Origin of the sequence: Ralstonia mojiangensis, from assembly GCF_023955645.1 — a bacterium.
Classification (GTDB): Bacteria; Pseudomonadota; Gammaproteobacteria; order Burkholderiales; family Burkholderiaceae; genus Ralstonia; species Ralstonia mojiangensis.
The window spans coordinates 335,838-348,085 of sequence record NZ_JAMXHU010000003.1; the positions used below are offsets into that span (position 1 = coordinate 335,838).

At 64.9% G+C, this 12,248-nt stretch carries 8 protein-coding genes and 1 other RNA gene; 3 read left to right on the top strand and 6 right to left on the bottom strand.

The window, feature by feature from the left end; translation table 11 throughout:
- Positions 1-14 precede the first annotated feature (14 nt).
- The 4 genes from recR to NG898_RS13640 all read right to left on the bottom strand — a co-directional run bounded on the left by recR (position 15) and on the right by NG898_RS13640 (position 3,595).
- Positions 15-635, bottom strand: coding sequence for a recombination mediator RecR (gene recR / locus NG898_RS13625; RefSeq protein ID WP_252692750.1), 621 nt, complete (start codon positions 633-635; stop codon positions 15-17).
- On the bottom strand, positions 635-934 hold the full coding sequence (locus tag NG898_RS13630) for an antibiotic biosynthesis monooxygenase family protein (RefSeq protein WP_252692751.1): 300 nt from the start codon (positions 932-934) through the stop codon (positions 635-637). Before NG898_RS13630 ends, recR begins: the two co-directional genes overlap by 1 nt.
- A 23-nt stretch (positions 935-957) precedes the next feature.
- Entirely contained in the window at positions 958-1,305 is a 348-nt protein-coding gene (locus NG898_RS13635) for a YbaB/EbfC family nucleoid-associated protein (protein WP_024975986.1), read from the bottom strand.
- A gap of 85 nt (positions 1,306-1,390) precedes the next feature.
- Positions 1,391-3,595 (bottom strand): DNA polymerase III subunit gamma/tau, encoded by a 2,205-nt coding sequence (locus NG898_RS13640; protein WP_252692752.1) that lies wholly within the window; start codon positions 3,593-3,595, stop codon positions 1,391-1,393.
- Between the two features lie 126 nt (positions 3,596-3,721).
- Here NG898_RS13640 and ffs point away from each other — a divergent pair.
- Positions 3,722-3,820: signal recognition particle sRNA small type (ffs, locus tag NG898_RS13645), an RNA gene on the top strand.
- A gap of 53 nt (positions 3,821-3,873) precedes the next feature.
- Here ffs and NG898_RS13650 read toward each other — a convergent pair.
- Both NG898_RS13650 and NG898_RS13655 read right to left on the bottom strand, forming a co-directional pair.
- Entirely contained in the window at positions 3,874-7,398 is a 3,525-nt protein-coding gene (locus NG898_RS13650; RefSeq protein ID WP_252692753.1) for a UvrD-helicase domain-containing protein, read from the bottom strand.
- A complete protein-coding gene (locus NG898_RS13655) occupies positions 7,395-10,238 on the bottom strand; it encodes a PD-(D/E)XK nuclease family protein (protein WP_252692754.1) in 2,844 nt (947 codons plus the stop codon). The genes NG898_RS13650 and NG898_RS13655 overlap by 4 nt, the downstream gene beginning before the upstream one ends.
- Before the next feature lie 218 nt (positions 10,239-10,456).
- Between NG898_RS13655 and trxA the strand changes: the two genes are divergently transcribed.
- Positions 10,457-10,783: a thioredoxin TrxA gene (gene trxA, locus NG898_RS13660; protein WP_004626253.1), complete on the top strand. Its 327-nt coding sequence runs from the start codon at positions 10,457-10,459 to the stop codon at positions 10,781-10,783.
- 188 nt (positions 10,784-10,971) lie between these two features.
- The gene (gene rho, locus NG898_RS13665) at positions 10,972-12,234 is read left to right on the top strand and encodes a transcription termination factor Rho (RefSeq protein ID WP_004626250.1); all 1,263 of its coding nucleotides are present in this window, start codon (positions 10,972-10,974) and stop codon (positions 12,232-12,234) included.
- Positions 12,235-12,248 lie beyond the last annotated feature (14 nt).

A 12,248-nucleotide genomic window follows, 5' to 3' on the forward strand; every position in this document is an offset into this window, starting at 1 on the left:
TCAGGCGCGCCGGTTTAGAGCTGGCGCCGATCCAGCACCGCGCGGGCGATGGTGCCCGCGTCCACGTATTCCAGCTCACCGCCCACCGGCACACCGCGCGCCAGACGCGTCGCCTTGATTCCGCGCGCCTTCAACATCTCGCCGATGTAGTGGGCGGTCGCCTCGCCTTCGCTGGTGAAATTGGTGGCAAGGATGACTTCGGAGCAGGGGCCACCCAGCGCAGGATCGGTCGCGCGGGCCAGCAGCCGTTCGAGGTGGATTTCTTTCGGGCCGATGTTGTCCAGCGGCGAAAGCCGCCCCATCAGCACGAAGTATTGGCCGCGATAGGTCAGCGTTTGCTCGATCATCATCTGATCGGCGGGCGTTTCCACCACGCAAAGGACCGACGCATCGCGGCGCGTGTCCAGGCAGGTTTCGCAAACTTCCTGCTCAGTGAAGGTATTGCAACGGCTGCAATGCTGGATCGATTCGGTCGCATCCGACAGCGCCTGCGCCAACTGTGCAGCGCCTTCGCGGTCGTGCTGCATCAAGTGGTACGCCATCCGCTGTGCAGACTTGGGGCCGACGCCAGGCAGCACGCGCAGGGCCTCAACCAACATCTGCAGCGCCGACGGCGTGCCTGGAGCGTTACGCATCACGCGTGCTCCAGAACGGTCGTGTGGTGCAGCACCTCCGGCATCGGATCATAGAAGTGATGCAGCAGCGCACGCCAGCGCTGGTACTCGGGCGATTGCCGGAAGCCGATGGTGTGATCTTCCAGCGTCTGCCACTGCACCAGCAGCAGATAATCGCTCGCCTTCTCCATGCAGCGCGACAGCGACAGCGAAACGAAGCCCCGCATCGCACCGATGATGTGGCGAGCCTCGCCGAAGGCCGCTTCGAAGGCGACTTCCTGGCCGGGCCTGACGTGCAGCAGCGCGGATTCCAGCACCATGGCGCGATCCTGATGAGCGTCGCTTAGAACGGCAGCTTGAAGCCGGGCGGCAGCATGCTCGCCATGCCGCCCAGGCCGGAAGTGAGCGAGCCCATCTTCTCTTGCGCGGTGGCCTCGGCCTTGCGCACGGCGTCATTGAACGCGGCGGCGATCAGGTCTTCCAGCAGATCCTTGTCTTCGCCTTCGGCCAGCAGGCTGGGGTCGATCGACACACGCTTCACGTCGTTCTTGCAGGTCATCACCACCTTCACGAGGCCCGCGCCGGACACGCCTTCCACCTCGATCAGAGCGAGCTGCTCCTGCGCTTTCTTCATGTTTTCCTGCATCTGCTGGGCCTGCTTCATCAGCCCGGCGATCTGGCCTTTCATCATGGTCGTTGCTCCTTGAAATGGGTCGTGCAAGGCGCGCCGTTCAGATTGGCGCGCCGGTATTCAATATTCAGTCTTGGAATGGGGCTCAGTGCGCGTGCGGTTGGATCGAACCGGGGACGACCTGCGCAGCAAAGTCCCGAACCAACGCCTGCACAAACGGGTTGGCGGCGATGGCGTCTTCTGCATTGCGTTGCCGTTCGGCACGCTGCTCGGCATCCAAAGCCGCCGCGGTGGCGCGTGCAGGTCCGATCTCGCACGCCACGCGAACGGGCGTGCCGAAGTGTTCCGTCAGTGCCGCCTCCAGACGCTCGACGACGTTTGCATCGGTGAGTGGGGGCAGCGGCACGCGAAAGCGCATCGTGACGCCTTCCACGGCTGCCAACTCGCTCTGGTAAGCCAGCTGTTGGGCCAGACCGCGGATCGGCAGGCTCGCTGCCAGCGCCGGCCAATTGCCGTCGAACGTGGCAAGACTGCTGGCGCTCAGGTCAGGCGGCGTAGCAGCGGCTGCCGGCTCCGGGGCGACCGTCTTGACCGGCACCGGTGCGGCTGCGGGCGTCTCGATCTGTGCTGGACGGGTTGCCGCCGGTTCAGACGCACCAGGGCGCACGCTCGAAGCGGAATCCCAACCGGCAAAGGCTGCGTCCATCTCTTCAAGCGACGGCGAAGCAAATTCGCCCGGCATTTCATCCCAGGGCGGTGGGCCATCATCGGCGGGCGTGGCAACTGCAACGGGCCGTTCACGGCGTTGCGGCGGGGAAACAGCAGCAGCCGGATTCGGACGTGGACCCGCGATGGGAGCGACGGGAGCAGCAGGACGAGCCACAGGCGCAGGCGCGGCTACCGGTGTAGCAGCAGGCGCCGAAGCACCACCACGGCCCCGGCTTGACGCCTGACGCGCAGCGGCCAACGCTTCCATTGCCGGCGAGCGACGCGCTGGGGCCGCAGCAGCCGGCGTATCTGCAACGGCCGCAACGGGCGCAGGCGTCGGCGGAGTTGCCTGGTAAGTCGCACGCGGCGCCTCGACCACCGGCTCGGGACGCACCGCCATTGGCGCAACCTCAGCAACCGGTGCCGCCACGGGCGCGGTCGCTGTGGCGGCCGGGCGCGTCGATGCGACCGGCGTTACCGCCAGCGGCATCGCCCGTTTCCCGCCGCCACCGCCTGAAGGCGGCGGTGCGTCCCCACCCGACTGTCCAGGCTGGAACGCCAGCATGCGCAGCAGCGTCATCGTGAAGCCGGCGTATTCATCCGGCGCAAGCGCCAGTTCGTTCCGGCCCAGGTTGGCAAACTGGTAGAACAGTTGCACCGCCTGCGCGTCGAACCGCTCCGCAAGGCGACGTACATCGTCGGCCTCGGGCCAGTCGTCCTGCACAGCGGCGGGCACGACCTGCGCCAGCGCAATCTTCTGCAGCAAGGATGCAAGATCCTGCAGCGCGCCCGAGAAGCTCAGACTGCGCCCGGCCATCTCGTCGGCAATCTCGACAAGCGCCGCGCCGTTCTCATCGGCCAGCGCATCGAGCAGGCGCACAAGGTAGCTTTGATCAATCGCGCCGAGCATGCCCCGCACGGCAGCCTCGCTCACCTCGCCGGCGCTGTACGCGATGGCTTGGTCGGTAAGCGACAGCGCATCGCGCATCGAGCCCTGCGCAGCGGCCGCCAACAGACGGAGCGCGTTCGGCTCGTGGGCGATGCCCTCTTCGCCAAGAATGCGGTCCAGGTGAGACACGATGTGCCCCGGCGGCATCTGCTTGAGGTTGAACTGCAGGCAGCGCGACAGCACCGTCACCGGAATCTTCTGCGGATCGGTGGTCGCAAGGATGAACTTGACGTGCTCGGGCGGCTCTTCCAGCGTCTTCAGCATCGCGTTGAAGGCGTGGTTGGTCAGCATGTGCACTTCGTCGATCATGTAGACCTTGAAGCGGCCGCTGGTTGGCGCGTAGACCGCGCGGTCCAGCAACTGGGCCATCTCGTCGACGCCGCGGTTGGAGGCGGCATCCATCTCGATGTAATCGACAAAGCGCCCGGCATCGATCTCGGTACAGGCGCGGCACACACCGCACGGCTGCGCGGTGATGCTGCCCTGCCCATCCGCGCCGACGCAATTGAGCGATTTAGCAAGGATGCGCGACAGCGTCGTCTTGCCGACACCGCGCGTGCCCGTAAACAGGTATGCGTGATGCAGGCGCTGCTGTTCGAGCGCATGCGTGAGCGCTTTCACCACGTGTTCCTGACCGACCAGCGTGGTGAAATCGCGAGGGCGCCACTTGCGGGCGAGCACTTGATAACTCATGCGGCGGATTGTAGCAAAGCGAGGTGGATTTCCGACGCGGTTTCGGAGGGGTCAACCGCCATGCGCGCCGAGCGAATTGCAAGGATATTCAGGTGGGGACGTGGGAGTCGGTTACAATGGCGGTCGGACGGGCCTCCTCGCATGGTGGCGCGGTCAACCTGGTCAGGTCGGGAACGAAGCAGCCACAGCCGTTTTCCGCCAGTGCCGAGGGTCAGGCTCGTCCCCCTTCTCTTTCCCCCCTGCATCACCCCTCCCCTTTTTTGTTTTCGCCGCCCGCATCAGAACAGCGCGCCTTGGCTGTCGTCGTGTGATGCCTGGACGGGCTTCGGCAACGATTCCAGATCGATCCATTCGCCCTGTGCGGTAGCCACCCCTGCGCGCACGGTGCGCCCTGGATACATCGGCGTGACGGCAGCCACGTAGCCGCGCAACTGATCTGCATAGGCGGCGCGTTCGACCGGCAGCAAGCGCAGCTTGTAGTCGACCACGAGGATGTCGTTGCCACGTTCGATCAGGCGATCGATGCGCAATAGCGCACCGTCTGGGCCGAAAAGTTCGATCTCGTTATGCGCGGCGTCGAAGCGCGCGGGGTCGAACACATGCGCCAGCGTCTCGGCTGAAAGCATCCGGCGCACGGCTTCGGCGGTGCGTGTGGCGTCGGCTTGCGTGACGCCGGTTGCGCTGAACCAGCGCGCGATCGTCTCGGCGTCAGGCGCCTGTTCGGGCAGGCCACGGCGCGTCAGGCGCTCGAGCACCGCATGCAGCAGTTCGCCCTGCGCGACGGCGCCTTGATCAAAAACGATATCGGCAGCGCCCTCAGCGACAGCGCCGGCAGCGCCAACACGCACCGTCACTGTAAGCGGCGCGCGGAAATCGTGATACGAGACTGCCTCCTGCCCTGATGCACTGACAGCCGCATCGGCTGCGCCATCAACCACCGGAGCGGGTGACGCTACGCCTGCCGCGGCGAGCAGCGTGTACCAGCTCGCCGTGCCGTCCACCTCGGGCGCATCACCTTCATCGACAGATTGGGCCGCCGTGGCATCACGCTTGTTCGCCACGCCGGAAACGATCAGCGCTTGCCGCGCACGCGTCATCGCCACGTAGAGCAGGTTCCAGTTCTCGCGCTCGGCAAGCTCGTTTTCTTGCTTGAAGAGGGGCTCGCGCGCGAGGCCGCGCTCGGACGTCTTGCCGAACGCGGAAAAATGCGCAGGCGCCTGCGCGCCGGGCGGCCAGTCGATCAGGATGCCGGCCGTATCGACACGCGCGTCGCTGTGGTGGCTATCGAGCAGCGCAACGAACGGCGCTTCCAGCCCCTTGGACGCATGCACGGTCAGGATCTGTACCGCATCGAGACCTTCGCTGGCGACTTCGGCGTCGATTGCATCCGGCGCCTCTGTGTCGCCCTGCGTGCCTTCGTCAGGGCTTTCATCCTCATCGCCCTGGCGGATGGCGCGTAGCTCGGCCATGAATTTCGGCAGGCTCGGATAGCGACCACCGTCCAGATCGAGCGCGAGCTTCAAAAACGCGTCCAAGTTGGCGAGCACTTGGTCGCGGTTTGCAGCCGGTGCGCGCTCGGCATAGCGGCGCTTGAGTTCGCCGGTGTAGACGATGTGATCGAGTAGATCGTGCACGGGCAGCGTGGGCGCCACCGCCAGCCAGCGCGACAGCATGCGATGCGCGTAGCGCAAGGTGTCCGCCGCATCAGCCTGGCCGGCCAGCGCGGCTAGGCGCTCCCACCATGTCAATGCGACCGCGCCTTCGCCAAACTGCGCCAGTGCGATGAGGTGGCCGTCCGTGGCGGCGAAGATGGGGCTGCGCAGCACATGCGCGAGCGACAAGTCGGCCTGCGGCGTCATCAGAAAATCAAGCAGCGCGCACAGATCAAGCGCTTCGAGCGTAGCCAGCAGACCGCCACGGCGCGGGCTCAGATACGGCACGCCGGCATCGCGCAGCGCGCGTTCGTAATCGGCGAGATAGCGTTTGCGGCGCACGAGCAGCTGGAAATCGCTCCAGCGCACGGGGCGCTCGACGCCGCCTTCGCGAATGCGCTCATTGGCGTGCAATGCGCGCAGGCAAGCGGCCACCTGGCGGCCCTCTGCATATCGCTGTGAATCGCCGGCTTCTTCGCGCGGTTCGGTGAGCGTATCGCGGGGCGCGGCTTCGTCATCAGCCAGCTCGGCTTCGGACACCGGCACCAGCGGCAGCAGCAGCGCCTGCCCGATGGGTGCGTCCACGGCGGTGCTTTGCTCGGCGTAGATGGAATACTCGCCGCGCGCCCGCGCCTGCAGGAACACGGCGTTGACCCACTCCAGCACGGCCGGCGCGTTGCGACGCGTGCGGTTGGTACGCAGCACGGTCGCGTTGAATTCCGCAACCAGCATTTCACGCGCAGCGTCGAACAGCCGTGCGTCGGCGCGGCGGAAACGGTAGATCGATTGCTTCGGATCGCCCACCAAAAATACGCTCGGCTGCGTGCCGGTGCCGGCATAACCTGCCAACCAGCCTTGCAGGATGCGCCACTGCATCGGGTTCGTATCTTGAAACTCGTCGAGCAACAGATGCTTGTAGCGCGCGTCGAGCCGCACCTGCAGGTAAGCGGCTGTGCCCTCTTGCTGCATCAGGCGCGCCGCCTCCCATTCGAGATCGGTGAAATCCATTGCGCGCGCCTGGCGCTTGTACGCCTGATAGCGATCGATCAGTGCGTCGCCCAGAGCAAACAATGCAGCGTTGACGGCGCGCACGTGGGCTTCCTGGCGGCGGGCTTGAATCGTCGTCAGCGTTTCGCAGAGCGTGGTGTGCAAGGTCACCAGCGTTTGCGCGTGCTCGTCGCCGACGGCTTTGATAAGCGCCTTGGTCGGTTTGCAGGCGCGTGCCTTGCCGGCCTGCGTATGGAAGGCGACGAAGAGCGCATCGAATGCTTGCGCGCGAGCGGCCTCGTCCGACACGTCCATTCCGCGCGCAGCAGTCACCGCCGATTCGATGGCCACGGCGCGCTTGCCCTCGGCCGCACCGCCCCGCCCAAGCCAGCCGGACACGCGCAGCATGTCGGCCAACAACGCCGCATCCTGCAGTGCTTCGATCAGCGGATCGACTGTCGCATCGTCGCCAAGCAGTGCGTCCAACGCATCCAGCGGACGTCCGCCCGCCTGCGTCTTGTACGCCCACCAGTCGCTGCGCTGGTGGAACATGGCATCGAGCAGGCGACCGGCCTGGAAATCGCCGACCAGATCGGCAAGCGCTTCGTACGCGGCGCGCAAGTCAGCGTGATCTTCAGCCAGCAAGCCGCGCCAGAAAGGCGCACAGGCTTCGCGCCGCAGCCGCCCGGCATCTTCACGCAACGACGCGCCCTGCTGCACGCCAGACGACAGCGGCGCCCCGCGCAGCAACGACCCAAACCAGCCGTGGAACGTATCGATCGCCATGCGCGACGGCGATTCCAGCACGCGCGCATACAGCCCACGCGCGGTTTCAATCAGCGCCGGCGCATCGCGCTCGTCCACCGTGCGCGCGATGAGTTCTCGCGCAACGCCCTCATCGTCGGCGCTGGCTAGTTGCGCGAGGATGTCGAGCAAACGCTGGCGCATCTCTTCGGCGGCCTTGCGCGTAAACGTGATGGCGAGAACGTCCGACGGTGCTGCGCCTGCCAGCAGCAAGCGCAGCATGCGCGTGACCAGCAACCACGTCTTGCCGCTGCCTGCGCACGCTTCCACCACGACCGAGCGCTGCGGGTCGCACGCGGCGCGCGAAAAAGCTTCAGGCGAGACGGGTGCGCCGTCGCGTTCGTAAGCGTAATCGCTCATGCCGCGCCCTCCGGCTCTCGCGGTGCGCCGTCTGTCCAATACCCCTTGCGGCAGAGGCCTCGCGCGGCGCAATAGCGGCACGCCGATTCATCACCGAAGGCCGACAGCGGCGCACCGGCTGCGAGAGCGGCCATGTCCTTTTGCATCTGTTCGATCAACCAGTCGACGACTTGCGTGAAGTCGGGCAATGCAACGTCGCGCTTGTCACCGCGCGCCTCTCCGTCCAGCGAAACCCAGCCGCCCGAATCTGCACGCGCATCGAGCACGCCGTAAAACGGTAGCTGGCAATCCTCAAACGGCGTCTTGGCACGACGCACCAGCACCATTTGCGATTGTGTCTTGTAGTCGAGCACCGCCACACCGTGTTCGTCATGCACGTCGATGCGGTCAATACGGCCGCGCAAGCGCAGCGGCCGCTCGTCCGACAGCGTGATGGACGTATCGACATCGACCTCACCCGCCTCAAAGCGCCAGCCGTCAGCCTCACGCGCGGCCTGCCACGCCAAGTACGACGGCATCACGCCGAGCCAGCGCCGATAGAAGCGCAACGCGTTGCCGTCCTCGGCCAACAGCGGGCCGAACTGTTCGTCGGTGATGGTCTGCAGAAGCCCCTGACGATCGGCCGGATCGTGCATTGGCGCTTCCAGCAATTGCCGGTGAAAGCGATGCAGGATCGCGTGCAGGATCTCGCCGATGTCGCGTTTCTCCAGCTCGTCGGAAACCTCTTCCAACTCGCCCAGCCGCAACATGCGACCGACGAAAAACTGGTACGGGCAGCGGCGCAGGCTGTTGTATGCAGCCGCACTCAGCGTGGACGGCACCAGCGTCGGCGCGGCGGGCGCCGGCATATCGGTTGGCTGGCTCGTCGTCTGCAAACTGGGCAACGAGACCGACGTATCGATACGCACGCCACTGACCGCCAACCGGCGCTGCAAGCGTTCGAGCCAGCCCGAAAGGCGATGCGGCTCGCCGCGTCCGCCATGCCGTTGCCAGGTCAACACCACCTCGGGCTGATTGAGCAGCACTTCGGCCAGGTCGCGCGCCTGCTGCGCAAAGCGCTGTGCGCGATCGGGCAAACCGAGCTCACGTCGCACGTCGTTGGAGAAGAACAGCCATTCCGGCTGCGCCGACGGCAACTGCGCATCGTCGCAACCCACCACCACGACGCCATCAAAGCGCCGCATCCGAGCACCATTCAGCGGCAGGATGACAACACGCCGGTCCGCTGGCGGTGAAGGCTCGCTGAAGACGGCGGACTCAAGCAGCATCGAGAGCAATGCGCGCCACTCCGTGAGCGAGAACCGCGCACCCGCATCGGTGCTGCCATGTATGGAGATTCGCAGGCGGTCAATCCAATCCAGCAATTGGCGCCCTGCGTCGTCGTTCTGCAAACCGGTGCGCATATGCAGACGATCAAGCGTGCCTGCCAACAGCGTTATCCACGCGTCGAGCGTGGCGCTGCCGGCACGGCGCCACAGCGCCGCTTCGTCGGCCAGCACGCCCAGGCGATCGGCCAGGCGGCTGACCTTTGCTACGCCCTCGGCATCTTCGACCGGACGATCGGCCACCAGACGGCGCAGCCGTCCCCAGCCACCCGAAACGTTATGCCGGCGCACCCGGCGCTCCAGTTCTGCAACCCATGCGGGCGTGGCAGTGCCGGCGTCGGCATCGCGCAAACAGAACGGGCTTTTGATGAGATCGAGCAGCGCCGCGGTATCGCCATCCCCTTGCACCACGTCGACCCAGCGCATGAGCGCCGCAGCGGCGCGCGTCGTGGAGAGCTTCCAGCCAGTCTCGTCGCGTACCGGCACGTTCACACGCGCCAGCAACGCGCGAACACGCCGCGCAACGATGCGATCCTGCGCCACCAACGCCAGCGAGCGGCGTCCGGCGTTCAGCCAATCGACCAGCGTATGCGCGGCGAAGGCCGCCTCGTCCTCAAAGCGGGCAGCGCCGGCAATGCGCAAGATTGGCGCCGGAATCTGCGCATCGGCAGCATCGTCAGCCGCCTGGGCAGGCGTGGCGCATTCGGGCCAGGCGTGCAGCAGCAGATCGCGGAAATCCGCGTGCGTGGAAGGCGCCGCAGACACGCCGGTTTCAGGCGCATTCCAGTCGTAGCCGATGTTCAGCACCGGCACACGTTCGGCGGCGCGCTGCAGGAAATCCAGATCGACCGCCTCGGGATCAGTCGGGCTCATCCACACGATCGGCCCGTTCAGTTCGTCCAGCAAGCGGCGCATGGCACGCAACCGCATTGGAATCGGGTCCGCCGCGCCCGAAAGCAACCGCCAGAACGTCAGCACGATGCGCGATTCGGTACCGAGAAAGCGTTCGGACAACTGTGCGTAGGTGCGCTCCAACGCCTCAGCCAGCGCCGACTCCAATTCGTCGAGACGCCCATCTGCCCCGCTATGTGCTGCGTCCAGCGTCAGCCAACGTTGCGACAACTCATCCGACACCGTCACGAGTACCTGCGCCACGCCCCAGAGGGCTGCATCGTCCTGCGCGCCAAGCGCTTCACGCAGCCATGCCTGCGTCTTGAGGGCCTGCTGCACCGCGAGCAGTCGAGACAGCGGCGGGCGCGCGGCGGGCGAATCCGCTTCCGGCGGCAAATCAAGCAGCCAATGCCCCAGCGTCAGAATGCGCGGTAGCAAACGCGGCGTGCCGGCCGCTTGCGCGCTGGCATGCAGAGCACTGCGCACACCCGGAATCTGCGCGGCTGTCGGCACAACAATCGTTGCCGTGCCCGAGGATTGTGCATGCGCATCCAGAAAGCGCCATGCAGCGTCGGCGGCACGGGAAAGGAATGCTGGGCCAGGCGCGAAGGCAAGCGTCTGCATGCGAGGGAATATGGCGATATACCAGAAAGCGCAGACCCTGCGGCTATCGGCGTGATAGGCAGAATCAACGGCTGAATCGATTGAAAATGGGGGCGTCGGTACTATATCAGCAGCACCCGCGCCGACAGTGGTCCCAATACACGCCGGTCCGTGTAATCGTGTAATGTATGGGTTCGGCGCACGTCGCCAGCTTTTACGAAATAACAGAGGTTCCCGCCATGAGCGAACAGATCAAGTATGTGAGCGACGCGTCCTTCGAGGCAGACGTGCTCAAGTCCGACAAACCCGTGCTGGTCGATTTCTGGGCCGAATGGTGCGGTCCCTGCAAAATGATCGCCCCGATCCTGGACGAAGTTTCCAAGGACTACGGCGAGAAGGTGCAGATCGCCAAGATCAACGTCGATGAGAACCAGGGCGTGCCGGCCAAGTTCGGCATTCGCGGCATCCCGACGCTGATTCTGTTCAAGAATGGCGCTGTGGCCGCCCAGAAGGTGGGCGCGCTGTCCAAGTCGCAACTGACCGCGTTCCTGGACAGCCACCTGTAAGCCATTTTCGGCTGCGGGCGACCCTTCGCGTTGCCCCCCACACACGCTGGCGCACTTCCGCCTGGAAGCTCGCCAGCGTTGTGCTAAGATGGCAGCCAATCTGTTTCCCCGAGCGTTCGCTCGACCGTTCCCCCCTCCCCCGTCTCTCGTTTCGCCGCCCGTCCGGGCCCTTCCCTCATCTTTCGTCTATGCATCTGACAGAACTGAAATCCTTGCACGTGTCCCAATTGCTGGAAATGGCGGGGCAGCTGGAGATCGATAACGCGCAGCGCATGCGCAAACAGGAATTGATGTTTGCCATCCTGAAAAAGAAGGCGAAACAGGGAGAAACGATTTTCGGTGACGGCACGCTTGAAGTGCTGCCTGATGGCTTCGGTTTTCTGCGCTCGCCGGAAACGTCGTATCTGGCCAGCACCGACGACATCTATATCAGCCCGTCGCAGATCCGCCGTTTCAATCTGCACACCGGCGACACGATCGAAGGTGAAGTCCGCACGCCCAAGGATGGCGAGCGCTACTTCGCGCTGGTGAAGGTCGACAAGGTCAACACGCAGCCTCCTGAAGCGGTCAAGAACCGCATCATGTTCGAGAACCTGACGCCGCTGCACCCGAACAAGCCGCTCACGCTCGAACGCGACATCAAAGCCGAAGAGAACATCACCGGCCGCATCATCGACATGATTGCCCCGATCGGCCGCGGCCAGCGCGCCTTGCTGGTGGCAAGCCCGAAGTCGGGCAAGACCGTGATGCTGCAGCACATTGCGCACGCCATCGCGACCAACCATCCGGAAGCCGAGCTGTTCGTGCTGCTGATCGACGAGCGCCCGGAAGAAGTGACCGAAATGCAGCGCACCGTGCGCGGCGAAGTGGTGGCATCGACGTTCGATGAGCCCGCCGTGCGCCACGTGCAAGTGGCTGAAATGGTCATCGAAAAGGCGAAACGCCTGGTCGAACTGAAGAAGGACGTGGTGATCGTGCTGGATTCGATCACGCGTCTGGCCCGCGCCTACAACACCGTGGTGCCGACCTCGGGCAAGGTGCTGACCGGCGGTGTCGATGCCAACGCGCTGCAGCGTCCGAAGCGTTTCTTCGGTGCGGCACGTAACCTGGAGGAAGGTGGTTCGCTCACCATCATCGGCACGGCGCTGATCGAAACGGGCAGCCGCATGGACGACGTGATCTACGAAGAATTCAAGGGCACCGGCAACATGGAAGTGCACCTGGAACGCCGCCTGGCAGAGAAGCGCGTCTACCCCGCCATTAACCTGAACAAGTCAGGCACGCGCCGCGAGGAACTGCTGATCAAGCCGGACATCCTGCAGAAGGTGTGGATCCTGCGTAAGTTCATCCATGACATGGATGAAGTCGAGGCGATGGAATTCCTGCTCGACAAACTCAAGACGACAAAGAACAACGCCGAGTTCTTCGACATGATGCGACGCGGCGGCTGAGTCTCCTGCCTGCA

Coding starts and splice junctions, on each gene's coding strand:
- recR (WP_252692750.1), bottom strand. CDS start 635: ATGCGTAACGCTCCAGGCACGCCGTCGGCGCTGCAGATGTTGGTTGAG.
- NG898_RS13630 (WP_252692751.1), bottom strand. CDS start 934: ATGGTGCTGGAATCCGCGCTGCTGCACGTCAGGCCCGGCCAGGAAGTC.
- NG898_RS13635 (WP_024975986.1), bottom strand. CDS start 1,305: ATGATGAAAGGCCAGATCGCCGGGCTGATGAAGCAGGCCCAGCAGATG.
- NG898_RS13640 (WP_252692752.1), bottom strand. CDS start 3,595: ATGAGTTATCAAGTGCTCGCCCGCAAGTGGCGCCCTCGCGATTTCACC.
- NG898_RS13650 (WP_252692753.1), bottom strand. CDS start 7,398: ATGAGCGATTACGCTTACGAACGCGACGGCGCACCCGTCTCGCCTGAA.
- NG898_RS13655 (WP_252692754.1), bottom strand. CDS start 10,238: ATGCAGACGCTTGCCTTCGCGCCTGGCCCAGCATTCCTTTCCCGTGCC.
- trxA (WP_004626253.1), top strand. CDS start 10,457: ATGAGCGAACAGATCAAGTATGTGAGCGACGCGTCCTTCGAGGCAGAC.
- rho (WP_004626250.1), top strand. CDS start 10,972: ATGCATCTGACAGAACTGAAATCCTTGCACGTGTCCCAATTGCTGGAA.